General features: G+C 70.1%; 27 protein-coding genes. 7 read left to right on the top strand and 20 right to left on the bottom strand.

The genetic code is table 11. The annotated features are described in order from the left end of the window. Positions 1–35 precede the first annotated feature (35 nt). The 8 genes from citX to RGE_RS11255 form a co-directional block, all read right to left on the bottom strand. Positions 36–578 carry a citrate lyase holo-[acyl-carrier protein] synthase gene (citX, locus tag RGE_RS11290; protein ID WP_014428520.1) on the bottom strand — a complete coding sequence of 181 codons (543 nt, stop codon included), beginning with the start codon at positions 576–578 and terminating at the stop codon, positions 36–38. 11 nt (positions 579–589) lie between these two features. Then, positions 590–2110, bottom strand: a complete 1521-nt coding sequence (citF, locus tag RGE_RS11285; RefSeq protein ID WP_014428519.1) for a citrate lyase subunit alpha — start codon at positions 2108–2110, stop codon at positions 590–592. Between the two features lie 20 nt (positions 2111–2130). Next, a complete protein-coding gene (gene citE / locus RGE_RS11280) occupies positions 2131–3003 on the bottom strand; it encodes a citrate (pro-3S)-lyase subunit beta (protein WP_014428518.1) in 873 nt (290 codons plus the stop codon). Then, entirely contained in the window at positions 3000–3296 is a 297-nt protein-coding gene (gene citD, locus RGE_RS11275; RefSeq protein WP_014428517.1) for a citrate lyase acyl carrier protein, read from the bottom strand. Before citD ends, citE begins: the two co-directional genes overlap by 4 nt. Before the next feature lie 61 nt (positions 3297–3357). Continuing rightward, the gene (citC, locus tag RGE_RS11270) at positions 3358–4413 is read right to left on the bottom strand and encodes a [citrate (pro-3S)-lyase] ligase (protein ID WP_014428516.1); all 1056 of its coding nucleotides are present in this window, start codon (positions 4411–4413) and stop codon (positions 3358–3360) included. Positions 4414–4486: 73 nt separating this feature from the next. Continuing rightward, complete coding sequence (locus RGE_RS11265; protein ID WP_014428515.1) at positions 4487–5386, bottom strand: fumarylacetoacetate hydrolase family protein; 900 nt, start codon at positions 5384–5386, stop codon at positions 4487–4489. An 80-nt stretch (positions 5387–5466) separates the two neighbouring features. Next, entirely contained in the window at positions 5467–6837 is a 1371-nt protein-coding gene (locus tag RGE_RS11260; protein WP_043784012.1) for a 2-hydroxycarboxylate transporter family protein, read from the bottom strand. A 332-nt stretch (positions 6838–7169) separates the two neighbouring features. Then, the gene (locus tag RGE_RS11255; protein ID WP_014428512.1) at positions 7170–7418 is read right to left on the bottom strand and encodes a hypothetical protein; all 249 of its coding nucleotides are present in this window, start codon (positions 7416–7418) and stop codon (positions 7170–7172) included. Positions 7419–7668: 250 nt separating this feature from the next. Here RGE_RS11255 and RGE_RS11250 point away from each other — a divergent pair, with 250 nt between their 5' ends. Continuing rightward, on the top strand, positions 7669–9330 hold the full coding sequence (locus tag RGE_RS11250) for a phosphoethanolamine transferase (protein WP_014428511.1): 1662 nt from the start codon (positions 7669–7671) through the stop codon (positions 9328–9330). On the opposite strand, the gene RGE_RS24060 is transcribed toward RGE_RS11250, so the two are convergent. The 3 genes from RGE_RS24060 to RGE_RS11235 are packed head-to-tail and all read right to left on the bottom strand — an operon-like array spanning position 9327 to position 11909. Then, the gene (locus RGE_RS24060; protein WP_014428510.1) at positions 9327–10559 is read right to left on the bottom strand and encodes a sensor histidine kinase; all 1233 of its coding nucleotides are present in this window, start codon (positions 10557–10559) and stop codon (positions 9327–9329) included. The genes RGE_RS11250 and RGE_RS24060 overlap by 4 nt on opposite strands. Positions 10560–10585: 26 nt before the next feature. Next, positions 10586–11281 carry a response regulator transcription factor gene (locus RGE_RS11240; RefSeq protein WP_014428509.1) on the bottom strand — a complete coding sequence of 232 codons (696 nt, stop codon included), beginning with the start codon at positions 11279–11281 and terminating at the stop codon, positions 10586–10588. A 22-nt stretch (positions 11282–11303) separates the two neighbouring features. Next, on the bottom strand, positions 11304–11909 hold the full coding sequence (locus RGE_RS11235; protein WP_014428508.1) for a DUF2242 domain-containing protein: 606 nt from the start codon (positions 11907–11909) through the stop codon (positions 11304–11306). A gap of 196 nt (positions 11910–12105) precedes the next feature. Between RGE_RS11235 and RGE_RS11230 the strand changes: the two genes are divergently transcribed. Next, positions 12106–13155, top strand: coding sequence for an NAD(P)-dependent alcohol dehydrogenase (locus tag RGE_RS11230; protein ID WP_014428507.1), 1050 nt, complete (start codon positions 12106–12108; stop codon positions 13153–13155). Positions 13156–13161: 6 nt separating this feature from the next. Here the strand turns inward: RGE_RS11230 and RGE_RS11225 are convergent, their stop codons facing one another. Further along, positions 13162–15174, bottom strand: coding sequence for a DEAD/DEAH box helicase (locus tag RGE_RS11225; protein WP_014428506.1), 2013 nt, complete (start codon positions 15172–15174; stop codon positions 13162–13164). 113 nt (positions 15175–15287) lie between these two features. Between RGE_RS11225 and RGE_RS11220 the strand changes: the two genes are divergently transcribed. Then, on the top strand, positions 15288–15839 hold the full coding sequence (locus tag RGE_RS11220; RefSeq protein WP_014428505.1) for a lipocalin family protein: 552 nt from the start codon (positions 15288–15290) through the stop codon (positions 15837–15839). A 10-nt stretch (positions 15840–15849) separates the two neighbouring features. On the opposite strand, the gene RGE_RS11215 is transcribed toward RGE_RS11220, so the two are convergent. Further along, positions 15850–16380: a hypothetical protein gene (locus RGE_RS11215; RefSeq protein ID WP_014428504.1), complete on the bottom strand. Its 531-nt coding sequence runs from the start codon at positions 16378–16380 to the stop codon at positions 15850–15852. Positions 16381–16804: 424 nt separating this feature from the next. On the opposite strand from RGE_RS11215, the gene RGE_RS11210 reads away from it, so the two are divergent. After that, on the top strand, positions 16805–19285 hold the full coding sequence (locus RGE_RS11210) for an adenosylcobalamin-dependent ribonucleoside-diphosphate reductase (RefSeq protein WP_014428503.1): 2481 nt from the start codon (positions 16805–16807) through the stop codon (positions 19283–19285). A gap of 52 nt (positions 19286–19337) precedes the next feature. Here the strand turns inward: RGE_RS11210 and RGE_RS11205 are convergent, their stop codons facing one another. After that, positions 19338–20894, bottom strand: coding sequence for a methyl-accepting chemotaxis protein (locus tag RGE_RS11205; protein ID WP_014428502.1), 1557 nt, complete (start codon positions 20892–20894; stop codon positions 19338–19340). Between the two features lie 439 nt (positions 20895–21333). Between RGE_RS11205 and RGE_RS11200 the strand changes: the two genes are divergently transcribed. Further along, on the top strand, positions 21334–21519 hold the full coding sequence (locus RGE_RS11200) for a CsbD family protein (RefSeq protein ID WP_014428501.1): 186 nt from the start codon (positions 21334–21336) through the stop codon (positions 21517–21519). After that, positions 21516–22358: an alpha/beta fold hydrolase gene (locus tag RGE_RS11195; protein WP_014428500.1), complete on the top strand. Its 843-nt coding sequence runs from the start codon at positions 21516–21518 to the stop codon at positions 22356–22358. The genes RGE_RS11200 and RGE_RS11195 overlap by 4 nt, the downstream gene beginning before the upstream one ends. On the opposite strand, the gene RGE_RS11190 is transcribed toward RGE_RS11195, so the two are convergent. The 6 genes from RGE_RS11190 to RGE_RS11170 form a co-directional block, all read right to left on the bottom strand. Continuing rightward, positions 22333–23031: a flagellar basal body L-ring protein FlgH gene (locus RGE_RS11190; RefSeq protein ID WP_014428499.1), complete on the bottom strand. Its 699-nt coding sequence runs from the start codon at positions 23029–23031 to the stop codon at positions 22333–22335. The two genes, RGE_RS11195 and RGE_RS11190, sit on opposite strands and share 26 nt — an antisense overlap. A 31-nt stretch (positions 23032–23062) precedes the next feature. Next, positions 23063–23608: a cell division protein FtsI gene (locus RGE_RS11185; protein ID WP_070099454.1), complete on the bottom strand. Its 546-nt coding sequence runs from the start codon at positions 23606–23608 to the stop codon at positions 23063–23065. Beyond that, positions 23595–24137: a hypothetical protein gene (locus tag RGE_RS11180; protein WP_014428497.1), complete on the bottom strand. Its 543-nt coding sequence runs from the start codon at positions 24135–24137 to the stop codon at positions 23595–23597. The genes RGE_RS11185 and RGE_RS11180 overlap by 14 nt, the downstream gene beginning before the upstream one ends. Before the next feature lie 244 nt (positions 24138–24381). After that, the gene (locus RGE_RS24390; RefSeq protein ID WP_014428496.1) at positions 24382–24537 is read right to left on the bottom strand and encodes a hypothetical protein; all 156 of its coding nucleotides are present in this window, start codon (positions 24535–24537) and stop codon (positions 24382–24384) included. Between the two features lie 62 nt (positions 24538–24599). Further along, entirely contained in the window at positions 24600–24866 is a 267-nt protein-coding gene (locus tag RGE_RS11175; protein ID WP_014428495.1) for a cytochrome C oxidase subunit IV family protein, read from the bottom strand. A gap of 2 nt (positions 24867–24868) precedes the next feature. After that, entirely contained in the window at positions 24869–25489 is a 621-nt protein-coding gene (locus RGE_RS11170) for a cytochrome c oxidase subunit 3 (RefSeq protein WP_014428494.1), read from the bottom strand. Between the two features lie 71 nt (positions 25490–25560). Between RGE_RS11170 and RGE_RS11165 the strand changes: the two genes are divergently transcribed. Then, positions 25561–25818, top strand: a complete 258-nt coding sequence (locus tag RGE_RS11165) for a DUF2249 domain-containing protein (protein ID WP_014428493.1) — start codon at positions 25561–25563, stop codon at positions 25816–25818. The last annotated feature ends 23 nt before the right edge of the window (positions 25819–25841 follow it).

The raw sequence follows: 25841 nt of genomic DNA, 5'->3' as shown, positions 1-25841 counted from the left end.
CACGCGCGCTCCCCCCTGCCGCGGGCGCGACGAAGTCAGCAAACGGCCGCATGGCGATGGTTCTCCAGCAGGCGGGCCATCGCCGCCTGCAGTTGTTCGAGCGGGTGTGCACGCGAGCGCGCGCAGGCGTGGGCCGCCTCGTCGCAGACCAGGCAGCGCCGCGGCGCCAGGCCGAGTGCGGTGCGCGACAGCGAGCGCCCGTCCGGGCCCAGCACGTCCAGGTCCCACAGACGGCCGAGCGCATGCGTGTCCTCCAGCGCCACCGCGGCGCGCTTGAGCTGCACGGCGTCGGCGTCGATCGCCAGCAGCGCCTCGCAGCCGGTGACCTGCCGCCAGGCGCGGCAGGCGGCGATGCGCCAGCCGTGCTCGCGGCACAGCGCCTCCAGCCGCTCCAGCGCGACGCAGAACACCTCGCGCAGCGCGGCGCTGTCCTTCACCGGCCCGGGCGCCACCAGCGTCAGCGACAGCAGCGGCAGCCCGTGGGCCGCCAGCGCCGCCTGCTGGCTGCGCACGCGCTCCTCGCGCGCCGCCAGCATCTGCTCCAGCGTCACCGGCACGGGCGTGGTGCTGCCGTCCATGCGCCCTCCCCTCAGGGCTTGACCTGGCGCACGACGTCGATCACCGAGCCGTCGCGGTAGCGCACGACGCCGACGATCTTGTCGAGGAACTCGATGGCCTGCGGCTCGCCGGTCAGCGCCAGCGAGCGCGCATGCAGCTCCTCGATGTCCATCACCGGCAGGCCGGCGGCGCGCAGGCGCTCGGCGACGTCGGGGCGGTTCGGGTTCACCGCGATGCCGTGGTCGGTGACCAGCACGCCGATGCACTCGCCCGGCGTGACGACGGTCGTCACGCGGCGCACGATGGTCGGGATGCGGCTGCGGATCAGCGGCGCGACGACGATCGCCAGATTGGCCGCCGCGGCGACGTCGCTGTGGCCGCCCGAGGCGCCACGCATCACGCCGTCCGAGCCGGTGATGACGTTGACGTTGAAGTCCAGGTCGATCTCCAGCGCCGACAGGATGACCAGGTCGACGCGGTCGCAGAACGTGCCCTTGGAGCTCGGGTTGGCGTACTCGTTGGTCGAGACCTCGACGTGCTCGGGCGAGCTGCGCAGCGACTCGGCGGCGTCGGCGTCGAAGCTCTGCGTGTCGACCAGCTTCGTGATCAGGCCCTTGCGGTGCAGGTCGACGATGCCGCCGGTGATGCCGCCCAGCGCGAACGCGGCCTTGATGCCGGCCTTGCGCATGCGCGGCTCGAGGAAACGCGTGGCCGCGGTCGACGAGGCGCCCGAGCCGGTCTGCAGCGAGAAGCCGTCGCGGAAGTAGCCCGAGTGCTCCATCACGTCGGCGGCCCAGCGCGCGATCAGCAGTTCGCGCGGGTTGCTCGTCACGCGCGCGGCGCCGACGCTGATCTTCGACGGGTCGCCGACCTGCTCGACCTTGACGATGCAGTCGACCTGGTCCTGCGAGATGCTGGCCGGCGTGTTCGGGAACTCGACGAAGTCCTCGGTCAGCAGCACGACCTGGCGCGCGAACTGCGCGTCGACCTTGGCGTAGCCCAGCGAGCCGCAGCGCGACTTGCCGCTGACGCCGTTGGCGTTGCCGAACTCGTCGCAGGCCGAGACGCCGAGGAAGGCGACATCGATCTTCAGCTCGCCGCTCTTGATCAGGTGCACGCGGCCGCCGTGCGAGTGGATGTGCACCGGGTGCTCCATCAGCCCGTTGGAGATCGCCTCGGCGAGCTTGCCGCGCATGCCCGAGGTGTAGATGCGGCTGATGACGCCGTTGCGGATGTGCTCGATCAGCGGCGTGTTGCAGCTGAGCAGCGACGAGGAGGCCAGCGTCAGGTTGCGCAGGCCCATGTCGGCCAGCACCTGGACGACGTGGTTGATCGTCTTGTCACCCTCGCGGAACGCGTGGTGGAAGGAGATCGTCATGCCGTCCTTCAGGCCGACGCGGCGCACTGCCTCCTGGAGCGAGGCGGCGATCTTGCGGGTGCGCTTGGCCTGCGGGTCGCGCAGGTGCGGCGTGTGGCGGGCGTAGTTCTGGAAGGCTTCGAGCCCGCGCAGCGCCGGCTCCTGGCGCAGCACGTCTTGCAGTGGGGTGTTCATGGCAGGAACTCCGAAGGGGGTCACTTGCGCACGCCCGAGGCCTGGGCGCGCTGCAGCACCCGGCGGGCGTGGTTGACGATGGGCGCGTCGATCATCTTTCCGTTGAGCGAGACGACGCCCAGGCCTTCGCGCTCGGCCTTGTCGGCGGCGGCGATCACGCGCTGCGCGTGCTCGACGTCCTCTTCGGTCGGCGCGTAGGCGTTGTGCAGCAGCTCGATCTGGCGCGGGTTGATCAGCGACTTGCCGTTGAAGCCGAGCTTGCGGATCAGCTCGACCTCGCGCAGGAAGCCGGCTTCGTCGTTGACGTCCGAATAGACGACGTCGAAGGCGTCGATACCGGCCACACGCGCGGCGTGCAGCACCGCGCAGCGCGCGTAGAACAGCTCGGTGCCGTCGCCGCGCTCGGTCTGCATGTCCATCACGTAGTCGAAGCCGGCCAGCGCGATGCCGACCAGGCGCTTGCTCGCGGTGGCGATGGCCAGCGCGTTGACGACACCCGAGGCGGATTCGATGGCCGCCATCAGCCGCGTCGAGCCGACTTCGCGGCCGCATTCGCGCTCGATGCGTTCGACCTGGGCCTCCAGCTCGTGCACGTCGGCGGCGCTGTCGGTCTTGGGCAGACGCACGATGTCGACACCGGCACGCACCACGGCTTCCAGGTCGGCCAGGCCGAAGGGCGTGGCCAGCGGGTTGATGCGCACCACCGTCTCGATGTCGGCGTAGGCCGGGTTCTGCAGCGCATGGAAGACCAGCAGCCGCGCGGCGTCCTTCTCGCGCAGCGAGACCGCGTCCTCCAGGTCGAACATGATCGAGTCGGGCTTGTAGACGAACGCGGTGCTCAGCATCGCGGCGTTGGCCCCGGGCAGGAACAGCATGCTTCGGCGCAGTATCATGACAGTCGGCTCCAGTCGATCTGCACTTGCCCGGCACCGCGCAGCACGGCGGTCTGCACGCGGGCACGAATGGCGCAGTCCAGCGCCCCCTTGTCCTCGACGACGACGAGGCCGGCCGTCACGCCCAGGCGCTCCAGCGTCTCGGCGACGACACGGCGGATCTGGGCGCCGAACTGGCGCATCACTTCGCTCTCGATGACCAGCTCCAGGCGCCCGTCGGCGGCTGGAGCGACCTTGACCAGCAGGTCGCTGGATTCCAGCGTCCCTGCCAGGGCTTCCTTGACGATTTGCATCGTTGACCTCTTTCGTTGGGCCGGTCGGTACGGCCGGCCCGGGGATGCACGGCAGGCCGTGCTAGGCACTCACCTCCGGCCGCTCGCGGCGGAACACGGGCGAGTACTTGTCGTTGAGCAGTTGCAGCGTGTCCGGCGGCACCAGCGACGCGATGCGGCCCGGATGGCCGGCGCGCAGCAGCCGCCGCACCTCGGACGCCGAGATCGGCACGCCCTCGCAGGACGTGCGCGGCACCTCGACGACGGCCACCGGCGGCGCCGCCGAAGGCGCCTGCTGCAGCCAGTACTGCATGTCGGCGTTGTATTTGCGCGTGGTCGCGCAGAAGGGCTCGGTGCCGACGAAGCGGTGCGTCACGCCCAGCGCCGGCGCGATGTAGTCGCGGAACAGCAGCAGGTCGATCGCGGTGCAGCAGTCGCCGACGATGCCCTTCTCCTTGAAGAAGTAGTCGGGAAAGCTGGCGCGCGAGACCATGTACTCCGAGCCGTGGTGCAGCGTCAGCCGCGGCACGCCGGCGACGCCCTTGTGAACCAGCGCGAAGCGGTCGCGGTAGGAGAACTGCGAGACGTCCTCGCGCACGACGAACAGGTGCAGCCAGTCGCACTGCGCCGCAGCCAGCCGCACCAGGTATTCGTGGCCGCGCGTGAACGGGTTGGCGTTCATCACGATGCAGCCGATGCGCTGCCCGGGCCGGCGCTCGGCGGCCAGGCGGCGGCAGTAGCCGCTGATGCCCACCGGCGTGTTCTCCATCAGGCTGACGTGGCCCGGCACCTCGGCCAGCGCGTGGAAGCCGCAGCCGGCGAAGAACTCGACGTTGCGCGGCCGCGTGTACAGGAACAGGTGCAGATGGCCGCGTTCGAGCGCCAGGTGCACGATCTCGCTCATCAGCGTCAGCGACAGCGAGCTGCCGCGCCAGTCGGGCGCCGTGGCCACGCACTTGACGATGTTGTGGTCCAGCCCGGCGCAGGCCACCAGCCGGCGGCCGTGGCGCCCGACGACGAAGGTCTCGATGCCTTCCTCGAGGTCCAGGTCGCACTGCGCCAGCAGTTCGCGCACCTCGGCACGCTCCTGCGGCGCCTCGCGCGGGTCGATGGCGTAAAACTCGATGTCGTCGCTCACGATGGGCGCTCCGTCGACGCGGATGGACGCGGCACGCCGGGCGATGCCGGCGGCCGGGTCGCATCCGCCCGGCTCATGCGGTGGCGGTCTCGGCCACGCGCGGCACTTCGTAGCCCTCGAAAGGCTCGAGCACCTCGTCGGCGATGACGTTGGACAGCCGGCCGATGCCGGAGATCTCGACCTCGATCGTGTCGCCGGCCTTCATGAACAGCGGCGGCACGCGCTTCTTGCCGACGCCGCCGGGCGAGCCGGTGATGATCACGTCGCCGGGCGACAGCAGGCTGAAGGTGCTGATGTACTCGATCAGCGCGGCCACCGGATGGATCATGTTGGCCGTCGAGTCGTCCTGCACCTGCTGGCCGTTGAGGAAGGTGCGCAGCTGCAGCTGCTGCGGGTCGGGCAGCTCGTCGCTGGTCACCATCCACGGGCCGAAGGCACCGGTCTCGCGCCAGTTCTTGCCGGCGGTGAACCAGGTGTGCTGCCAGTCGCGCGCCGAGCCGTCCATGTAGCAGGCGTAGCCGGCCACGTGCAGCAGCGCGTCCTCACGCCGTATGCCGCGGCCGCCGGTGCCGATGATCACGGCGAGCTCGCCCTCGTAATCGAACTCGCGGCTGTGCGCGGGCTTGATCACCGGGCAGCGGTGGCCGGTCTGCGAGTCGGGGAAACGCACGAACAGCGTCGGCGCCGGGTTGGTCTCGTTGAACTCCTGGCGCTTGGCGGCGTAGTTCATGCCGACGCAGAAGATCTTGTTCGGGTGCTCGATGACCGGCAGGAAGCTGACCTCGTCTTCCTGGTAGTCCGGCGCGCTCGCCTCGTGGTGGCGGGCCAGTGCGATGCCGCCGTGCACCGACAGCAGCGCACGCAGCGAGGGGAAACGTTCGCCGAGGCGGCTGCCGAGGTCGACGATGCCGCGTTCGGTGCGGATGCCGTAGCTGCGCTTGCCGCGGCTGTTGCGGAAACTGAGCAGTTTCATGAGGTTCTCTCGTGTCTGGGGCGTCGGCGATGCCGCGGCGGCAAGGCGCCGACGCCGGGGAGTGGGAAGGGACGCGGGGCTCAGGCCACCAGGCGCGACAGCACCAGCAGCGAGACGGTCACGTTGATGGCGCCGCCGATGCGCGTGGCGATCTGCGCGAACGGCATCAGCTGCATGCGGTTGGAAGCCGACAGGATGGCGACGTCGCCGGTGCCGCCCTGGCCGCACTGCGTGCAGGACACGACCGCGGCGTCGACCGGGTACATGCCGAGCTTGCGCGAGACCAGGAAGCCGGTGCCGACCACCGCGAAGACGGTGGCGACGATGACGGCGATGTTGTCCAGCGCGAAGGCGGCGATCAGGCGTTCCCAGGGCGTGATGGCGACGCCGACGGCGAACAGCACCGGGTAGGTCACCGAGGTCTGGAAGAACTTGTAGACCGTGCGTGCACCTTCGGTCAGCGACGGCGACGCGGCCTGGGTCAGCTTGACCAGCACGGCGACGAACAGCATGCCCACCGGCGCCGGCAGACCGATCACGCGGAAGCCCAGCATGCCGACCATGTACAGGCTGATGGCCATCAGCGCCGCGGCGGCCAGGCCGGTGACGTCGAGGCCCTTGCCGGAGGCTTCGCTCTTGGCGGCGAGTTCCTCGTCGTCGGCACTGCCGGGCAGCAGCTTGCCGTTGCCGGTCAGGTGCGGACGGCGGTTGCCGATCGCGCCGAGCACGCCGGAGAGCATGATCGCCACGACGTTGGCCATCATCACCATCGGGATGATCCGGCCGAACATCTCGCCCTGGTCCTGATGCATGATTTCGGCGAAGCCGATCGACAGCGGGATCGCGCCTTCACCGACACCGCCGGCCATGCACGGCAGCACGATGAAGAAGAAGGTCTCGAAGACGCTCTTGCCGACGAGCACGCCGGTCAGCGTGCCGACGACCATGCCGGCGACCGCCGCGCAGGCCATCGGGATCACGATCTTCATGAAGCCCTGGATCAGCGTCCTGCGATCCATGCTCATGATGCTGCCGACGATGATGCAGCAGATGTACAGGTAGAGGATGCCGGTGGCCTTGTAGAACTTCGTCGTCGCCTCGACGACGATGTCCGGCAGCAGGCCGTAGTAGACGAGCGCCGACGGGATGAAGGTCGCGCAGATCGCGGCCGCCCCCATCTTGCCGATCACCGGGATGCGTTTGCCGAGCTCGCCGCAGGCGAAACCGAAGAACGCCAGCGTCACGGCCATCACCGTCAGCTCGTTGGTCAGGCCGCCCTTGGTCTTGGCCAGCGCCAACACCAGGGCGCCCGCCAGCACGAACAGCGGCAGCGGTATGACGCCGACCTTGGCCTCCATGAGGCGCCACCAGCCGTGGGGCCAGAACTTCTGCCCGGTGGGGGCCGTGCCGCCGGGCACCGCCTCCAGGGTTGCGGGGCTTGCTTCACTCATCGTATCGCTCCGTTGGGTTCCGTCTTGCGGGTATCCCCGGCATATGTCGGGGGGAGTCTGTCTATTTCTCCGGCGCCCTGTTGCTTATCTCGGGCGCGCCGGACGGGGTTTCTCGTGAACGAGAACTTTGATATTCGGAGGAGCGTCCACCGCCGTCTCCCACGCCGTTTTCGGGGCGAGCGCCGCCTAGGCGCTGCCGAACCCGCAGGTTCGGCGCCTGGTGACGCAGGGATGCCCCCGGCCGCCTTCAGGCGGCGTGGCTCAGGAGGAGGTTCTGGCGGTGCTGACGACCCTCGGCGTCAGGGTGTGCGGGCTGGCCTTCGGGATGAGGGTCAGTTGTAGCCGAGCACGGCGACGTGCTCGAGCTCCGCTTCCCGGGCCTCGTCGTCGAGCAGCAGGCGCTCGAGGAAGGCGCGCTCGGCCGGCGCTCGGGGCGCGGCGGCGACGCTCGCCCGGGTTTCGTCCGCGCGGTTTTCGCGGGTTTGCTTGAGGGTTTTGCTGGGAATAACTTCGAGAACTTCCATGATGTCCTCCGGATCGGTTATCGGCCCGCCGCTGTCGGCTTTTTCCGTGACGTTCACCGGCGGGCTCAGGGCGAATCGGAAAGTGCGCCTAAGTTACCGTCCGAAGTGCCGCCGGACTTGCATCAAGTCAAATTGCCGCCGTGGTTTTTATGGCGTTTATTTCGTTATTGCCGTCAATTCCCCCGGGCGCGGCCGCGGCGTGCTCGCAGGGGCCGGGCGACCACCCGGCGAGCGCTCGAGCACGCTCTTGACGACTTCTTGACAGACGCTTCACGACACTGCGCGGCTTTCCGCTCCCGCGAATCACGTGCTTCGACGTCTGCTGTCCCTGCGGCTCAATCCGGTGCAACTGGGCTGGGTCGCCGCGCTCTTCTTCGCCAGCTTCGGCAACCTCGTGCTGTGGCACTCGCTGGGGCCCAAGGTCGAGATCGCCGGCCTGCACGGCCTGCTCTTCGCGATCAGCCTGCCGGTCTTTCTCTTCTGCCTGCTGAACCTGCTGCTGGCGCCGGTCGTGGCGCTGCCGTATCTGCGCAAGCCGCTGCTGGCGCTGCTCGTCGTCATCGCCGCGGCCTGCCAGTACTTCATGTTCGAGTACCAGGTGCTGATCGACCGCAGCATGGTCCAGAACGTCTTCGAGACGAACCAGGCCGAGCTCGGTTCGTATCTGTCGGCGCCGCTGATGCTGACGATCCTCCTGCTCGGCGTGTTGCCGGCCGGCGCGCTGCTGGCGCTGCGTGTGCAGCAGGACGGGCGGGCGCGCCAGGTGGCGATGCAGTGGCTGGCCAACGCCTTCGTGACGCTGGCCGTGCTGGCCGCCGTGACGCTGGTGTTCTACAAGGACTACGCCTCGCTGCTGCGCAACAACCGACAGATCAAGGACCAGGTGCTGCCGCTGAACTTCGTGCGCAGCACCCACGGTTACCTGAAGCGCCAGTTCAGCGCGAAATCCCAGCCGCTGCGCACGGTGGCCGAAGACGCGACGCGTGCTGCGCCGGCGGCCGGCGCACGGCCCAAACTGGTGATCCTCGTCGTCGGCGAAACCGCGCGCGCGCAGAACTTCCAGCTCAACGGTTATCACCGGGCGACAAACCCCCTGCTGGCGCAACGCGGAGACGTCATCAGCTTTCGCAACGTAGCGTCCTGCGGCACGGCGACGGCGGTTTCGCTGCCCTGCATGTTCTCGCGTCTGCCGCGCGCGGACTACGACGAGGTGCGTGCGGCCACCGAGGAAAACCTGCTCGACGTGCTGCAGCGCACCGGCCTGGACATCCTCTGGCGCAACAACAACAACGGCGGCTGCAAAGGCCAGTGCGAGCGTGTGCCCAGCGAGGACATGCCGGCGCTGAAGGTCGCCGGCTCGTGCCTCAACCAGGACGGGACCTGCTATGACGAGGTTCTGCTGCACCGGCTCGACGAACGCATCACCGCGATGCCGGGCGACGCGCTGATCGTGCTGCACCAGATCGGCAGCCACGGCCCGACCTACTTCGAGCGTTATCCGCCGCAGGCCAGGGTCTTCAGCCCGACCTGCGACAGCAACCAGATCCAGAAGTGCAGCAACGAAGCGCTGGTCAACACCTACGACAACACCCTGGTCTACACCGACAGCATGCTCGGCAAGACCATCGAGCTGCTGCAGAGCTATTCAGCCGAGCGCGACGTGGCGCTGGTCTACGTCTCCGACCACGGTGAATCGCTGGGCGAGCGCGGCATGTATCTGCACGGCACGCCCTACCTCATCGCACCCAAGGAACAGACCCAGGTGCCGATGCTGATGTGGTTCTCGCCGGAGTTCGCGCGCAATGCCCGCCTGGGCCTGGCCTGCCTGCGCGCCAACGCGAGCGAAAAAGCCTACAGCCACGACAACCTGTACCACTCGGTGCTCGGGCTGTTCGGCGTGAAAACCAAGGTCTACCAGCGTGATCTGGACCTTTTTGCCGCCTGCCGCGAAACGGCGCCGGCGACCTAATCCGCCGCCGCCATCAACAGCGTGAAGCGGCAGCCCCGCGCCGAACTCTCGACCCGCATCTGCCAGCCCAGGTGCTCGACGATGCGCTGCACGATCGACAGGCCCAGCCCTTCGCCGCTCTGACGCGCGCTCGGCGTGAAGCGCCGGAACTGCTGCGGATCGAGGGTGGGCGGCAGGCCCGGCCCGGTATCCGAGATGACCAGCCTCGAGCCCTGCAGCGTGACGCGCACCTCGCCTTCGTCGGTGTACTGGCAGGCGTTGCGCAGCAGGTTCCAGATCACGCTGCGGGCGAGTTCGGCGTGGGTGTCGACACGGGTTTCGGCCGGTGCGTCGACGACCAGCAGCACCGGTTTGTTCGCCAGCCAGGGTTGGCAGCGCGCCATGCATTCTTCGATCAGCGGACGCAGCGGCACTTCGGTTCTGGCCAGGGTTTGAGGGTCGCGCGACAGCAGCAGCAGGCAGGCCAGCTGGCGTTGCATCTCCTGCACCGTGCGCACGATGCGCTCGGCGCTCGCCGTCAGATGACTGTCGGCGGGCAACTGGTGCACCAGGGTTTCGGCGGCACCGCCGATGATCGCCAGCGGCGTGCGCAACTCGTGGCTGGCATCCCCGGCGAAACAGCGTTCACGCTGCAGGAACTGCTCGAGCTCGTCGCTGTGGCGGGCAAAAGCACGCGCCAGCACGCCGATTTCGTCGCTGGCCTCCTGGAACGGCAGAGGTTTCTGCTTGTTCTGCACCGCCTCGGCCAGCCGCGTGATCGGCGCGATGACCCGCGCCGAGGTTTTGCGTCCGATCCAGAAGGCACCCAGGATGCACGCCAGGATCACCAGCGCCGCGTAGGCATCGATGACGTGCTCGAGATAGGCGTAATGCTCGCCGTCCTGCAGCAGGTAGTAGCGCCGGCCGCCGAGCTCGAATACCTGCAGGTGCCCGTCGCCGGGTTTGGGCAGCGCGTGATAACCCGGCGCATACGGGCGCAGCCCTTGCGGCACGGTCTGCTCGTCGTAGAACTCGCTGCCCGCCGGCATGGCGGGCGCACCGCCGCGGGCGATCTCCGCCTGCAGCCGCCGAACCTCGTCGTGCAGGCTCTCGGAGATCACGTAGGCCCGCAACTCGTCGTAGTCCAGCTGCTCCGCCGCGACGACGAAAGCCATCGCGGCCACCATCAGCGCCACGAAGGACACGGTGATGCGCGTGCGCAGCGTCATCGCGCGCAAACCGAATCCCATGGTGCTGCCTCCCGTTGTCCAGCCGATCATTCCTCCGCCGGCCGGGGAGGCTTGTTCAGGCGCCAGCCGACGCCGTGCACGGTTTCTATCAGCGGGCTCGTGAAGTTCTTGTCAAGCTGCTGCCGCAAGTCGTGGACGTGGGTGCGCAAGGCGCCGCTTTCGGGTGGCTGGTCGCCCCACAGCAGGTATTCCAGCTCCTGTTTCTTGACGACATCGGGCGCGGCACGCACCAGGCTCAGCAGCAGCTTGTGCGTGGTCGGCGTCAGCGCGAGGGGCCGGCCCTGGCGCGAGGCCTGCGGCGCACGGGTCTCCACCCGCAGATCCTCCCAGACCAGCGTGCCCTGCACCTGGCGCCCTTGCGCACGGCGCACCAGGGCCTTGATGCGCGCGTCCAGTTCCTTCAGCGAAAAAGGTTTGACGAGATAGTCGTCGGCGCCCAGCGCAAAACCCTCGACGCGGTCTTCGACCGGGTCGCGTGCGGTCAGCATCAGCACCGGAACGGGATTCTGGAACTCTTCGCGCAGCCGGCGGCACAGCGTCATGCCGTCCAGCCGCGGCAGCATCAGGTCGAGAAGGACGGCGTCGTAGACGTTCTGCGTCGCCATGCGCAGGCCGGTGAGGCCGTCGCGCGCGTCGTCCAGCACATAACCCAGCGGCTCGAAGAACGCGTAGAGGTTGGCGACCAGCTCGGGGTTGTCTTCGATGATCAGCAGGCGGGTCATGGCTCCTGGGCCGGCAACCGACTCAGGGCGTTGCCGCCGCAGCCGCCGCGGCGGCCTTGGCCGCCTCGATGCGCGCCGCTTCCACCGCAGCCGCTTCGGTGGCCGCACAGCGTTCCTCGCCACCGCAGACCCGGCTGCGCACATAGCGCTGCACCAGGGCGAAGAAGCGGTCGTAGAAGCTGCCGGCCGGGATCGTCATGCTGCCGACCTTGACCAGCGAATCGTCGGACGCCGACAGCGGGATCGACAGCGAGCCCACCGGCAGGCCGACGCTGGCCGAGGACGAGGCCTTCTTCAGCGCGTAGCGGTCCTGCACCGCGTTGACGAAGGCCGTCGTCGAGGTCTTGTCGAAGGGGTCGGGCGCGCAGGTCACGGTGAAGGTGATCTGCACGTGGATGTCGCCGTCGGGCTGGAAGTGCTTGTTGCCGACCACCAGTTCCGGCGTCGCGGAGGTCACGACGTAGCCCTGGCTCAGCAGCGCCAGACGCGAGGCTTCGCAGGTCGTCGGCGCGTCGGCCTCGAACTGGCGCGAGAAGGTCTCGTCGGGCTTGAAGTGCTCGTTCTGGTAGACCGAGACGGCGATCTTGTTCGGCGTGCTGCAGCCGGCGACGACGGCTGCGGCCAGCAACAGGGCGAGGGCTCCGGCCCGACGGCGGGCCGGCAGCGGCAAAAACATGGTCATCGTGATCAAACGTCCCCGGGCGACGATCGGTTGTCCCGGGCCGGACACGAAATCGCCGCGCCCGCTATCGTAAGAGCGCCGCGTGACGGCCCCAGCGTTCGTGGCCTCATCCATCCGCCCCACCCGCCCACCAGGAGTCGCCATGCCCACGATCCAGGCCTACGCCGCGCAGGACGCGCAGAGCCCGCTCGGCCCCTTCACGATCGAACGCCGCGAACCCGGCCCCGAGGACGTGCAGATCCGCATCCTCTGGTGCGGCGTCTGCCATTCGGACCTGCACACCGCGCGCAACGAGTGGAAGAACACGCTCTACCCCTCGGTGCCGGGCCACGAGATCGTCGGCCGCGTCACGGCCGTCGGTTCGGCGGTGACGAAGTTCAAGGTCGGCGACCTGGCCGGCGTCGGCTGCATGGTCGACAGCTGCGGCCACTGCCCGTCGTGCGCCGAAGGCGAGGAACAGTACTGCGACAACGGCTTCACCGGCACCTACAACGGCCCGGTCTTCGGCGGCGAGAACACCTTCGGCGGCTACTCGCAGAGCATCGTCGTCAAGCAGTCCTTCGTGCTGCGCATCTGCCACCCCGAGTCGCAGCTGGCCGGCGTCGCGCCGCTGCTGTGCGCCGGCATCACGACCTGGTCGCCGCTGCGCCAGTGGGAGGCCGGGCCGGGCAAGAAGGTCGGCATCGTCGGCCTCGGCGGCCTGGGCCACATGGGGGTCAAGCTCGCGCACGCGCTGGGCGCGCACGTCGTGCTGTTCACCACCTCGCCCGAAAAGATCGAGGACGGCAAGCGCCTGGGCGCCGACGAGGTCGTCGTCTCCAGGGACCCGGCGCAGATGGCGCGCCAGGCCGGCCGGCTGGACTTCATCCTCAACACCGTGGCCGCGCCGCACGACCTCGACGCCTTCCTGGCGCTGCTCAAGCGCGACGGCACGATGACCCTGGTCGGCGCGCCGGCCGAGCGCCACCCCTCGCCCGACGTCTTCGCGCTGATCTTCAAGCGCCGGCGCCTGGGCGGCTCGCTGATCGGAGGCATCCGCGAGACGCAGCAGATGCTGGACTTCTGCGCCCAGCACGGCATCGTCAGCGACACCGAGACGATCCGCATGGACGAGATCAACACGGCCTACGAGCGCATGCTGAAGAGCGACGTGCGCTACCGCTTCGTCGTCGACATGGCGACGCTCGCCTGACGGCGCTCAGCGCCCGGCGGCACGCGCCTTGGCGCGCCAGAACCCGGCGTCGATCTCCTGCTCGGCGCCGCTGCGTTCGTTGACCAGCCAGAAACGGCTGCCGTCGGGCGCGACGCGCAGCACCTCGCCGACGTGGCGCCCGGCGCGCACACGCCGTCCGGCGGTGTTGGCCGGGAAGTCCGGCGCGCGCGCCAGCTCGAGCAGGTCCAGCGCCTCACGTGTATCGCCGGCCAGGCGCAGCCGGCGCACGATGGGCGCCAGCAGCGGGTTGGCGCGGTCGGCCGGCGACAGCCACAGCAGCACCTTGGCCTGGGCGCGGCTCAGCGCGACGTTGACCAGGCGCGCCGCCTCCTCGGTCTGCAGAAAGGGCTGGCTGCCGTCGGCCGGGTCGAAGAGCACCGCCGCGGCTTCGCTGCCCTGGGCGCGGTGCACGGTGCTGACGCGCACGCCGTCGACCCCGGCGGCCTCCAGCCGTTGCCGGATCAGCGCACGCTGGGCGCGAAACGGCGTCAGCACGACGATCTCGTGCGCCTGCCAGCTGCCGCCGGCCAGCACGTCGGCGACCAGCGCCGCGATCGCGTCGGCCGACTCGGGGCGCACCGGGCCGCGCCAGGCGGCCGACCAGGCGCCGTCGCGCGCCACCGGCTCGACGTGCACGTGCACGTCCTCGGCGGCAGGGCCCAGCACCCGCCGCCGCGCCGCGAGCCAGCCGGGCGAAGCCTCGGCGTCGGCGGCGACACGCAGCGCGCCGTCGTAATAGAGGTCGCCGACCAGCGCGCCGATCGGCGCGGCCATGCGCGACTGCTCGTCCAGCAGCACGACCGAGGGCGCACGGCGCGGCATCGCCGCGAACGCCGAGCGCCCCAGCCAGCGCCGCGCCTCGCGCTCGGGCGCCCGCTGCACCGGCGAGAGCTGGCTCGGGTCGCCGGCGAACAGGCAGCGCTGTCCCAGCGGCATCAGCGCCAGCGCCTGCGCCAGCGGCACCTGGCTGGCTTCGTCGAAGACGATCAGGTCGAAAGGCGGCGCGGCGCCGTCGGCCAGTTCGCGCAGCGTATTCAGCGTCGCGACGGCGCGCGCCGTCGTCATCGCCGCCAGCCGGCTGGCGCGCAGCACCGCCAGCGAGGCCGCACGCAGCTCGGCGCGCAGTTCGGCGACACGCCGGCTCCAGGCCTCCAGCGCTTCCAGGTCGCGCGCCGACGGGCGCTCGGACTCGGCGCGTGCCAGGCGCGCGAGCAGCACGCGATCGGCGTTGGGGATCAGGTGCTCGCGGCCGGCGTACAGCGCCGGGTTGAAGCGCGAGCCGAGGCGGCGCACGGCCTCGCGCCAGCGTTCGCGCCGGCCCTTCTCCAGCGCCTTGTCGACGGCGACGGTGGCCAGGTCGACGGCCTGGTTGGTCGTCGACAGCAGCAGCACACGCGCCTCGGGCTCGGCGTCCAGCGTCTCGGCCAGCAGCACGCCCAGCGTCGTCGTCTTGCCGGTGCCCGGCGGGCCCCAGAGGAAGCTGCTGGTCCAGCGCGGCAGCGCCAGCGCCTGACGTTGCGCGCTGCGCAGCCAGCGGAACGGCGCGCCGGTCAGCGCCGGCGCGGCGGTCTCGGCCGGCCGGGCCAGCGCCGCCTCGGCGGCCAGTGCGCGCGCCGCCCAGTCGCCATCGTCCCAGGCGGCGACCAGCGCGTCGAGGAAACGCGGCGGGTAGACGCGGATCAGCCGCCCCGGCCCCGGTGGCGGGCCGCTGGCGTTCTGCAGGATCAGCTGGTCGTCCTCGACGACGACCGCCAGCACCGCGGCGCCGCCCTTGTGCGGCTCGCCCCACCAGGCCGAGGCGCCGTCCAGGCTCTCGTCGAGCAGCGCCTGGGCCGAGGCCGCGCCCGGCCGCTGGCCCTCGGCGTAGACGTAGCCGGCTTCGAGCGTGACGCGCCACAGCGCGCCGTCGCGCTCCAGGCGCTCGACCTTGAAGTCGTAATAGGACGGCGTGGCGGCCTGTTCGGCGGCCAGCGCGGCGCGGATCTCGGCTAGCGTCATGGTCGAAGGCGGCAGGCGCGCCGGCGGCACGCTGCAGGGGGCGCGATTCTTCCTCAAGCCGCCGTTGACGCCGCGCGACGACGGGGCATCGTGCTGCGGCGATCATCGCGGCCATGACCCTGAAGTTCCTTGCCAGCCTGATCCTGACCGCCGCCTGCGCCACGGCCCACGCCCAGACTTCCGACGGCGCGCTGCGCACGATCGAACGCCTGGAGGTGCCACGCTACCTGGGCACCTGGTACGAGATCGCGCGTTTCCCCAACCGCTTCCAGCGCCAGTGCGTCGCCGACACCAGCGCGAACTACACGCTGCGCGAAGACGGCACGCTGCAGGTGCGCAACCGCTGCCGCCTGGCCGACGGCACGATGGACGAGGCCCTGGGCCAGGCACGCCAGATCGGCGGGCCGCAGTCGCCGACGCTGAAGGTGCGTTTCGCGCCGGCCTGGCTGTCCTGGCTGCCTTTCGTCTGGGGCGACTACTGGATCGTCGATCTCGACGCCGACTACTCGCTGGCGGCGATCACCGACCCGCGCCGCGCCTACGCCTGGGTGCTGTCGCGCACGCCGCAGGTCGAGCCGGCGCGCTACGAGGCGCTGATGCAGCGCCTGCGGGCGCAGGGGCTGGACGTCGGGCAGTTCGAGCGCTCGGCGCACACGGCGCCCTGAGAACGCGCGCTCAGTCGGCCGGCGGCAGCAGCGCCTGCAACGCCGCGGCGTCGGCGGCGTAGTGCACGGCCGCGACAGCGCCCTGGGCGTCGAGTTCGAGCACCGTCGCCTGACCGGCGCGGCGCGGCAGCTCGGCGGCGGCCTGGTCGTCGCGCACCAGGCCGACCGGGTACGGCAGCGAGCGCAGGGCCGGCAGCGCGAACAGCCGCGTCACCAGCGCCGGCATGGCGTGGATGTCGGCGACGTAGACCGCGCGTGCCGCGGCCAGGCGCTGCGCACCGTCGGCGCCGAGCGCCGACTGCACCAGCTCGCTGCCGGCGCGGTCGGCGGCGAACACCAGGCGCCGCGTGCCGGGGGCGACGCTCCACGGGCGCTCGTTCTGGTCCTGCAACGCCAGCGCCGGCAGCGGCGCACCGGGTGCGACCGTCGCCGCGCCGGCGGCGCCGGCCAGCGCCAGCAGCCAGGCCGCCAGGACGAAGCGCGCGGTGTTGCGCGGCGCGCTGCGCCGGCGGTGGTTCTCGGGATTGTCGAGACGGATCATCGGCTTCTCCGCAGGCCGCGCCGGGCCGCCGCGGCGTCGCCCGGCAAGTCCCTGTCGGCCACGTTGTCGGGCCTGCGCCACGACGGTGAAAGCGTCGCGGCGAGGTGTCGCGCCGATTGTCGTGGCGGGGGAACGAGTTACGCCGGATGACGGCGCCGAAGGCCCCGGCGCAGCGCTCTGGCTCGCCGAAAGAGCCTGCCGGCGGTGGGCGCTTGGACTAAAATCCCGCACGCTCCAGACGCGCCACACGGCGCCGATGGCGGTCGCCGCAGGCCCACAGCGCGCCTGCGGATCCGGGGCCCCGGGGTCAACGCCGGGTCGTCTCTTTGCCCCGCCGGAGAACGCTCGCCCCGTTGTCCGAACCCCAGAAGCTGTCCCTCAACCCAACGCCGCGCGTTGCGCGGCGTCGCCATTTCCGTTGCCGATGAACGCACCCGACAAGCACCTGCTCGATGCCCTGGAACCCCAGGAAATTGCCACCGTCGCCCTGCTGGAGAAGTACGCCAAGGGCGACGAACAGAACATCGCTCAGGTGCAGGCGCGTGTCGCCCGTGCGCTGGCCTCGATCGAGACCGAAGACGCACGCTCTGCGCGCGAGGCCGAGTTCCTGTGGGCGATGCGGCGCGGCTTCGTGCCCGCCGGCCGCATCATGTCGGCCGCCGGCACCGACATCCAGGCGACGCTGATCAACTGCTTCGTGCAGCCGGTCGGCGACTCGATCACCGGCTACGAAGGCGACAAGCCCGGCATCTACACCGCCGTCACCGAAGCCGCCGAGACCATGCGCCGCGGCGGCGGCGTCGGCTACGACTTCAGCCGCATCCGCCCGCAAGGCGCGCTGGTGACGCAGACGCATTCGCGCGCTTCGGGCCCGGTGTCCTTCATGCGCGTCTTCGACGCCTCCTGCGAGACCGTCGAATCCGCCGGCGCGCGCCGCGGCGCGCAGATGGGCGTGCTGCGCTGCGACCACCCGGACATCGAAGCCTTCATCCACGCCAAGGACAAGGGCGAGCTGCGCAACTTCAACATCAGCGTCGGCGTCACCGACGCGCTGGTGCAGGCCGTCGTCGACGACGCCGAGTTCGAGCTGGCGCACGCCGCGCGTCCGCACGACGAGCTGGTCCAGGCCGGCGCCCAGCAGCGTGCCGACGGCAAGTGGATCTACCGCAGCGTCAAGGCGCGTGATCTGTGGGACCAGATCATGCGGTCGACCTACGACCACGCCGAGCCGGGCGTGCTGTTCATCGACCAGATGAACCGCGAGAACAATCTGCACTACTGCGAGACGATCGAGGCCACCAACCCCTGCGCCGAGGAGCCGCTGCCCGACTACGGCTGCTGCTGCCTGGGCTCGGTGGACCTGACGCGCCACGTCGTCGGCGCCTTCTCCGACGAGGCGCGCTTCGACTTCGAGGGCTTCGCGGCCGTCGTGCGCGTGGGCGTGCGCATGCTCGACAACGTGCTCGACGTGACCTACTGGCCGCTGCCGCAGCAGCGCGAGGAAGCCGCCGCCAAGCGCCGCGTCGGCCTCGGCTTCCTGGGCCTGGGCAGCTCGCTGGTGATGCTGGGCATCCGTTACGACAGCGACGAAGGCCGGGCGCTGGCCGCCAAGATTGCCGAGACGATGCGCGACGCCGCCTACCTGGCCTCGGTCGACCTCGCCGGCGAACGCGGCGCCTTCCCGCTGCTGAACAAGACCAAGTACCTGGCCAGCGGCTTCGCCAAGCGCCTGCCGGAATCGATCCGCAAGTCGATCCGCAAGAACGGCATCCGCAACAGCCACCTGCTGGCCATCGCGCCGACCGGCACGATCTCGCTGGCCTTCGCCGACAACGCCAGCAACGGCATCGAGCCGCCGTTCTCCTGGACCTACAACCGCAAGAAGCGCGAAGCCGACGGTTCGCACCGCGTCTTCGAGGTCGCCGACCGCGCCTGGCGCCTGTTCCGCCACCTCGGCGGCGACGTGACGAAGCTGCCGCCGCAGTTCGTCACCGCGCTGGAGATGTCGGCCAACGACCACATGCGCATGCTCGAGGCCGTCCAGCCCTACCTGGACACCTCGATCAGCAAGACGGTCAACGTGCCGGCCGACTACCCGTACGAAGACTTCCAGAACCTCTACCTCGACGCCTGGAAGGCCGGCCTGAAGGGCCTGGCGACCTACCGTCCGAACTCGGTGCTGGGCTCGGTGCTGTCCGTCGGCACCCCGGCCGCGGCGCCGGCCGCGCCGGCCGTGCCGCGCGACGAAGACCCGCTGACCAAGCACGTCGGCCGCCCGGTCGGCCGCATCTCGAGCATCACCGAGAAGGTCGAGATGTGGACCCAGGCCGGCAAGCGCTCGATGTACGTCACCGTCGGCTTCCTGCCGGTGGACGGCGTCGTCGACGGCCAGAAGGTGACGATCGAACGCCCGGTCGAGTTCCTGCTGCAAGGCGAGCAGGACCAGTGGCTCGACGGCGCGATGCGCCTCCTGTCGCTGGCCGCGCGTTCGGGCGCCTCGATCGAGAAGGCGCTGGAGAACCTGCGCGAGATCGCCTGGACCAACGGCGCGGTGCGCAGCGGCATGCTGCTGCGCGGCGACGGCACGCAGATCCCGCGTTTCCACGACTCCGAGGTCGCGGCCCTGGCCTACGCGGTGCAGCAGCTGCTGTTCGCGCGCGGTTTCCTCACCGCCACCGGCGCACAACTGCCGGTGCGTGAACTGGCGCGCGCCTACGCTGCGCGCCTCAGCGCCCCGGTGCCGGCACCGGCGGTCGAAGAAGCCGCCGAGCCCAAGCCGGCCAACGGCATGCAGTTCGCGGCCGGTACCGGCTCGAAGTGCCCGGAATGCGGTGCCCACGACATGCACCACATCGACGGCTGCACCAAGTGCACCAACTGCGGCCACATCGGCGCCTGCGGCTGATCGCCACCCGGCCCCGCTGAACAAAGCCCGCCTCCCGGCGGGCTTTGTCGTTTCAGGCCGCCTGCGGCAGCTGGAAGCGCGACACCGCGCCGACCAGCTGCTGCGCCTGCATGCGCAGGCTCTCGGCGGCGGCAGCGCTCTCTTCGACCAGCGCGGCGTTCTGCTGCGTCACGGTGTCCATCTGGCCGACCGCGTGGCCGACCTGGTCGATGCCGTCGCTCTGCTCGGCGCTGGCGGTGCTGATCGTCTCGATCACCGTGTTGACGCGGCCGATGGCCTGCACCACCTCGTGCATCGTGCGGCCCACGCGTTCGGCCTGGGCGGCGCCCTGCTCGATGCGCTCGACGCTCTGGCCGATCAGGGTGCGGATCTGGCGCGCCGACTCGGCGCTGCGCTGGGCCAGCGTGCGCACCTCGCCGGCGACGACGGCGAAGCCGCGTCCGGCTTCGCCGGCACGCGCCGACTCGACCGCGGCGTTCAGCGCCAGGATGTTGGTCTGGAAGGCGATCGCGTCGATGACGCCGACGATGTCGGCGACCTGGCGCGACGAGGCGGTGATGCTCTTCATCGAACCCAGCATCTCGTCGACCGCCGCCCCGCCCTGGGCCGCGACCTGCGAAGCGCCGTGCGCCAGCGTGTTGGCCTCACGCGCGCTGGTCGCGTTCTGGCGCACCGTGGCGCCCAGCTGCTCCATCGTCGCCGCGGTCTGCTGCAGCGCGCCGGCCTGTTCCTCGGTGCGCTGGCTCAGGTCCTGGTTGCCACGCGCGATCTCGGCGCTGGCCGTGGCCACGCTCTCGGCGTTGCCGCGCACGCCGCCGACCAGCTGGCGCAGGCTGTCCTGCATGCCGTCCAGCGAACGCAGCAGCACGCCCAGTTCGTCGCGGCCACCGGCCGGCACCGGGCCGGACAGATCGCCGGCCGACACGCGTTCGGTCACCTGCAGCGCCGAGCGCAGCGGCCGCGTCACGCTGCGCGTGATCAGCCAGCCCAGCGCGCCGCCGCAGCCGAGCGCGAACAGCGCGACGAGCAGCATCACCGTCTCGGCGCGCGCGATCGCGGCCTCGGTCGCTTCGGCACTGGCGCGCATGCGCGCGACCTCGTGTTCGACGTAGGTGTCCAGCGACTTCAGATAGGCCGCCTGGGCCGGCCGCACCTGCTTGAGCAGCATGTCGCGGGCTTCGGCATCCTGGTTGGCGGTGGCCAGCTCCAGCGCCCGGGTCAGCAGCGGGGTGTAGGTCTCGCGGGCGCCGAAGACGGCGTCCAGGCGCTTCGAGCCCTCGCCATCCAGGTCGCCGGCCTTCAGGCCGTCGAGCAGCTTGGCGATGCGGGCTTCGCAGCCGCGGATGCGCTCGATCTCGGCGTCGATCTGCTTGGCATCCTGCAGCAGCGCGACGTTGCGCACGCCGCGCGCGACGATGTTGAGCTCGTCCTTGACGTCACGCGCCTTGCCGACGCTGGCCTGGCGATGCTCGACCAGCTCGTGGACCTGACCGCCGACGCCTTCGAGGGCATAGCGGCCGAACACCGCGACGACGGCCGTCGCCAGCATCACGACTGCAAAGCCGACGCCGAGCTTCAGGCCGATGCGCAGATCGTTCCATGTCTTCATCAAGAACTCCGGTTGACGCGAACGAGAGTGCGCGACAGGTCAGGCGACCGGGAACGCAGATACCCCGCTGCATCGGCGCCGCACAGGTCGGAGTTGAGTCGCTGAATGCGACCTGGAGCACGTCATTCCCTCGCTGAAACGATGGTTTCACCATGGCGTGGCCCGCAGCGTGACCTGCTTCACAGATCACAAGACAAGGCCGCGGCAGGCGGCGGTCTGTCCCCGGCGGCACTGGGTATCCCTGTGGACAACCCGGGGGCGCGACTCGTAAGTGACTGTGAGCCGAGGGTTTTCCCTGGAATGCTCAAGAAACAGGCAGTCCCCGGAGGCCGTAGGATGGTTCCCACCCGCGAGCGCGCTGCCGGCCGGCAGGCGGCGCCCGCGGCACCACGCATCCTGTGCTCATGCGGCCACCGTGCCGCGACACCAGGAGCACTGCATGAACAGCGATCACGTGAAGGGCGCCGCCAAGGACATGGCCGGCAAGATCCAGCGCAAGACCGGCGAAGCTGTCGGCGACCACGAGATGCAGGCCAAGGGCCTGGCCCGTCAGGCCGAAGGCAAGACGCAGAAGAAGGTGGGCGACGTGCGCGATGCGGCGCACGCGCTCGGCCGCAAGCCGTGACGAGCGCACCGCCGGCCGTCGACGTCTCGACGCTGCAGGCCGGCGGTGTCACCGTCCATCTCGAAGGCCGTGGCGAGGACACCCTCGTCTTCGTTCACGGCTGGCCCGACCGCCACAGCGTATGGGACGGTCTGGTCGCAGCGCTGGCCCCGCGCCGGCGCTGCGCACGTTTCACGCTGCCGGGTTTCGCCCCCGGTGACGACCCACGCGCGCGTTCGCTCGACGAGGTCGTGGCCACGCTGCAGGCAGTCTGCGACGCCGCGAGCCCCGGGCGGCCGGTCGTGCTCGTGCTGCACGACTGGGGCTGCTTCTTCGGCTATCGCTTCGCCGAACGCCACCCCGATCGTGTGCGCGCCATCGTCGCGCTGGACATCGGCGGCGACGCCGGATCGAAGGCCAACCGCGCCGAGATGGGCTGGCGAGGCCAGCTGGGCGCACTCGCCTACCAGCTGACGCTGGCCACCGCCTGGCGCGTGGGCGGCGCGCCCGGCGACGCCGTCGCACGCTCGGCCGCCCGCCTCTTCCACGCGCCGGACCCCGAACACGCCACCGCCGCGATGGGCTGGCCGTATGCGGTGCAGTGGTTCGGCGCTGCCGGCGGTTTCGGCCGGCCCCGGGTCTTCGTGCCCGAGTGCCCGATGTTCTACGCCTGGGGCCGGCGCAAGCCCTTCGCCTTCCAGTCGCGGCGCTGGCTCGAGCGCATCGCCCGCGAGCCGGCCAACCGTGTGCTCGAACTCGACGCCGGCCACTGGCTGATGCGCCGCCACGAGAACGAACTCGGAGCCGCGATCGAGGCCTGGCTCGACACCCAACTCACCAGATCGCCAGCCCCTTGCTGAGGAAGCGCTGCATCCAGCTGCGCGACGCGGTGTCGGCCACGCCGCCGCGGCCCACCGCCTCCAGGCGCGCATCGACGATGTCGCCGGAGGCGACGACGTTGCCGGCCTTGATGTCGTCGGGGTTCACGACGCCCGAGAAACGCAGCGTCGTCACGCCTTCGTTGTAGGCGATGCTGCGCTCGCCGGCGACCACCAGGTAGCCGTTGGGCAGCACGTTGATGACCGAGGCGGCGATGCGCCCGGTGAACTTGTTGGAGTTCTCGGTCGAGCCCTTGCCGACGAAGGAATCGCTGCCGCTGGCCGTGGCGTCCAGGTTCAGCAGGCTTTTCAGCGCGCCACGCACGTTCTCCGAGTCGGTGCCCGGCCCCTTGGTCGCGATCTTGTTCTCGCGGCTGGTGTCGGTGGCCACCTTCTGGTTGGCCGTCAGCTTCTCGTTGATCTCGACCTTCAGCGTGTCGCCGATGGCACGCGGCCGCTTCTCGCCCGAGAACATCGTCGCGATCGGCGCGTTCGGCTGGAACAGCGAGCCGGTCGGCGCGCGCTCGACGTAGGCCGGCGGCGCGACGGCGGTGACGGCGGTCGGCACGCGCAGCGAGGTGGTCGGCGTGTCGGCGCAACCGGCCAGCACGGCAGCCAGGCCCACCAGCGGCCCGAGGATCGAAGGGTTCTTCATGACGGCGTTCTCGGAGTTGGGTTTGCAGGAATCAGTCGCCGGTGAGCAGTGCGGAGACCACCGGCGAGAGCTTTTCGCGTGTGCTCGACCATTTGCCCGCTTCGAGCAGGCCTTCGAGCCGGTACTGGCTGGTGGCCAGCGTGCGGCCGTTCCCGGTCTGCAGCGTGAGCGATGCCTGACGCAGATACGGGTGGTATTCGTCACCGAACAGCGCGGTATCCCAGTCGATCGTCGCGCTGTATTTCACCCAGGCTTTGCAGGTTTCCAGCGGGGTCCCCGTTTCATAGACCCGGCTGTCGACATTGCGTTTTTTCAGTTCGGCCTGCAGTGCCGGCACTAAATCCACGATGTGGCCGTCCGGGCGATATTCGATGCAAACCGCTGAAACGTCCCCCGAATCGTGGAAGACGGTGTTCGTGGCTTGGCTCGGGCCGTACAGGATGGCGTGGTGCACGGCGCCGCTGGCGGCTTTCATCAGTTCCAGCGCGGGCACCGGCGAGACGATCGAGCAGCCCGGCAGCAAGGCCGCCGCGCTGACAGCCAGCACCGCCGCACGGCGCCTGTCAGACGGCTTCATGGATCGCCTGCCCGACGGACAGCGCTCCCATCGCGGCATAGCCGGCGACGGTGTCGAAGGCGTCGACGACGCCGTCCAACACCTTGCCGGCCCCGTCGGCGACCGCACCCGCGGCGTCGGACACGGCGTCGGCGGTCCCGGAGGCCAGGCTCTCGACCTCGTCGACGGCGCTGCCGACGGTGCTAGCCACGCTCTGCGCGGCGCCGGACACGGTGTCGACGACGCTGTCGAACGCGCTCTTGACGCCGTCGACCGTGCCGACGACGCCGTCCTGCACGGCGTTCGCCAGGCCGACCACGGTGTCGCCGACCGAGTTGACCGCGGCGACGCCCTGGTCGACCCAGTCGTCGAGCGCGTTCAGCGCGTCGCTGCTGAACGAGCAGGTCGATTCGCAGACGCCGCTGGCGGCATCGGCAGCACCGATCGCGGTGGCGACGACGGGGCCGAAGGCCTTGGTGTTGCGTTCGTAGGCACCGACGTCGGTGCGGGGATTGATGTACGCCGAAGCGAGGGTTCCGATGGTGCTCATGGGCGCTCCTTCCAAGTGCTGTCAGCTTAGGAAGGTAGCCCCCGGGAGAATCCTCAAATAGCGCCCACAAATCCCCCCATCATTCCCCTCGAACGATATTCATGACGGCAGCGTCACGATATTCCACGGGGTATGTCCAAATATCACCTGGCGGTGATTCCCGGTCGCATTTCGTCATGTCCCGGTGACACCCGGTCATCATTGCCGCGGCGGCCGCGAAGGCGCCGGCGGCCGGCGGCGACGATCAGTCGCGCGCGTTCAGGCGCAGCATCAGGCGCAGGTACTCGAGTTCGGCGTGCATCTTCTGCAGCTCGTCGCGCAGTTCGACGAGCGCCGCCAGCGCGGCACGGGCCGAGGCGGGAACCTGGGACGCGGTGGATTCGGGCTTGGGCGTGTCCATGGCGGCATGTTCCGCCGGCGCCTTCGCGCTCTGAACCCCGCGGGCCGGGGTCACCCCCGCATTCAGGTCATGCGCGCCAGCCACCAGGCCAGCAGCACCAAGGCGACCACGCCGCCCAGCCAGCCCAGCACGATGCGGCGCCACAGCGCCGGGGCCGAGGCCAGCCCCATGAAGTCCAGCGCCACGGCCGCGCCCTTGGCCAGCGCCAGCGCGAAGACCAGCAGCACCGGCCAGGTCGCGGCGCCGTCGGCGCCGCCCGACTCGCCGACGGCGAAGGTCACCAGCGTGGCCGCGACCAGGCCGGCCCAGACGAGATCGATGCGCGACATGTTCACCTCATCACGTAGAGCAGCGGGAACAGCACGATCCACAGCAGATCGACCATGTGCCAGAAGGCGGCCGCGGTCTCCGGCACGTGGGTGCGGCCCGGTCCGTAGGCGCCGCGCCCGGCCAGCCACCAGACGATGGCCAGGAACACCGCCGCGGCGACGACGTGCAGCAGGTGAAAGCCCGACAGCAGCAGATAGAACATCCAGAAGGTCTCGGCCGACAGGTCGGCGCCGGCGGCCACCTTGGCGGCGATCTCCGCCGACTTCAGCACCGTGAAGCCGAGGCCGCAGCCCAGCGCGGCCAGCAGCCAGCGCCGCGCTGCCGGCGTGCGGCCACGCTCGAACGACGCCACCGCATGCGCCACCGCGGCGCTGCCGCTGACCAGCAGCACCGTGTTCAGCGCCCCGCGTTCCAAGTCCAGCGTGGCCTGCAAGGCGTCGAACGCCGCCGGATCCTGCAGCCGCGCGAAGGCATAGGAGACGAACAGCAGCCCGAAGGTCAGCAGTTCGGCGGCGATGACCAGCCAGACCGCGAGGTCGCCGAGCAGACGCGGCCCGTCCGGTGCATCGGGCTCGTCGGAGGCGGTCTCGGCCGCCGGTGGCAGGACTGCTTGAAGCTGCATAGTTGAAGCATCTTAAGGATTTGATCATTCAGAAGCAATACGCTGAATGCATCTTCAACGAGGCCAAGCTGATGTCCTGTTCCTGCTCCCAGCCGTCCGAGGACGGCATCCATGTTTTCGACGCGCGCGGCATCGCCAAGCGTTTCCGCCACGCGGCGATCTTCGGCGCGCTCGACGCGCTGGACCCCGGCGAGACGATGCGTTTCGCCAACGACCATGACCCGCTGCCGCTGCTGATGCAGATCGAGCAGCACTTCGGTGGCCGCGTGCGCGCCACCTACCGCCAGCGCGTCCCCGGTGCGGTGGTGATCGACTTCCTGGTGAGCTGAACCCGCCGCGACGGCGACCGACG

The organism is Rubrivivax gelatinosus IL144 (assembly GCF_000284255.1).
Classification (GTDB): domain Bacteria; phylum Pseudomonadota; class Gammaproteobacteria; order Burkholderiales; family Burkholderiaceae_C; genus Rubrivivax; species Rubrivivax gelatinosus_A.
Note: the sequence above shows the minus strand (reverse complement) of the source record. Positions and strands in the feature narration are given on the sequence as shown.

Bases quoted from the DNA above. Each gene is read 5' to 3' on its own strand.
- RGE_RS11220 (WP_014428505.1), top strand. From the start codon at position 15,288: ATGACCCTGAAGTTCCTTGCCAGCCTGATCCTGACCGCCGCCTGCGCC.
- RGE_RS24390 (WP_014428496.1), bottom strand. From the start codon at position 24,537: ATGGACACGCCCAAGCCCGAATCCACCGCGTCCCAGGTTCCCGCCTCG.
- RGE_RS24060 (WP_014428510.1), bottom strand. From the start codon at position 10,559: ATGGGATTCGGTTTGCGCGCGATGACGCTGCGCACGCGCATCACCGTG.
- RGE_RS11210 (WP_014428503.1), top strand. From the start codon at position 16,805: ATGAACGCACCCGACAAGCACCTGCTCGATGCCCTGGAACCCCAGGAA.
- RGE_RS11170 (WP_014428494.1), bottom strand. From the start codon at position 25,489: ATGCAGCTTCAAGCAGTCCTGCCACCGGCGGCCGAGACCGCCTCCGAC.
- citX (WP_014428520.1), bottom strand. From the start codon at position 578: ATGGACGGCAGCACCACGCCCGTGCCGGTGACGCTGGAGCAGATGCTG.
- RGE_RS11165 (WP_014428493.1), top strand. From the start codon at position 25,561: ATGTCCTGTTCCTGCTCCCAGCCGTCCGAGGACGGCATCCATGTTTTC.
- RGE_RS11205 (WP_014428502.1), bottom strand. From the start codon at position 20,894: ATGAAGACATGGAACGATCTGCGCATCGGCCTGAAGCTCGGCGTCGGC.
- RGE_RS11185 (WP_070099454.1), bottom strand. From the start codon at position 23,608: ATGAAGCCGTCTGACAGGCGCCGTGCGGCGGTGCTGGCTGTCAGCGCG.
- RGE_RS11200 (WP_014428501.1), top strand. From the start codon at position 21,334: ATGAACAGCGATCACGTGAAGGGCGCCGCCAAGGACATGGCCGGCAAG.
- RGE_RS11225 (WP_014428506.1), bottom strand. From the start codon at position 15,174: ATGACGCTAGCCGAGATCCGCGCCGCGCTGGCCGCCGAACAGGCCGCC.
- RGE_RS11260 (WP_043784012.1), bottom strand. From the start codon at position 6,837: ATGAGTGAAGCAAGCCCCGCAACCCTGGAGGCGGTGCCCGGCGGCACG.
- RGE_RS11175 (WP_014428495.1), bottom strand. From the start codon at position 24,866: ATGTCGCGCATCGATCTCGTCTGGGCCGGCCTGGTCGCGGCCACGCTG.
- RGE_RS11240 (WP_014428509.1), bottom strand. From the start codon at position 11,281: ATGACCCGCCTGCTGATCATCGAAGACAACCCCGAGCTGGTCGCCAAC.
- RGE_RS11180 (WP_014428497.1), bottom strand. From the start codon at position 24,137: ATGAGCACCATCGGAACCCTCGCTTCGGCGTACATCAATCCCCGCACC.
- citD (WP_014428517.1), bottom strand. From the start codon at position 3,296: ATGCAAATCGTCAAGGAAGCCCTGGCAGGGACGCTGGAATCCAGCGAC.
- citE (WP_014428518.1), bottom strand. From the start codon at position 3,003: ATGATACTGCGCCGAAGCATGCTGTTCCTGCCCGGGGCCAACGCCGCG.
- citF (WP_014428519.1), bottom strand. From the start codon at position 2,110: ATGAACACCCCACTGCAAGACGTGCTGCGCCAGGAGCCGGCGCTGCGC.
- RGE_RS11190 (WP_014428499.1), bottom strand. From the start codon at position 23,031: ATGAAGAACCCTTCGATCCTCGGGCCGCTGGTGGGCCTGGCTGCCGTG.
- RGE_RS11215 (WP_014428504.1), bottom strand. From the start codon at position 16,380: ATGATCCGTCTCGACAATCCCGAGAACCACCGCCGGCGCAGCGCGCCG.
- RGE_RS11265 (WP_014428515.1), bottom strand. From the start codon at position 5,386: ATGAAACTGCTCAGTTTCCGCAACAGCCGCGGCAAGCGCAGCTACGGC.
- RGE_RS11230 (WP_014428507.1), top strand. From the start codon at position 12,106: ATGCCCACGATCCAGGCCTACGCCGCGCAGGACGCGCAGAGCCCGCTC.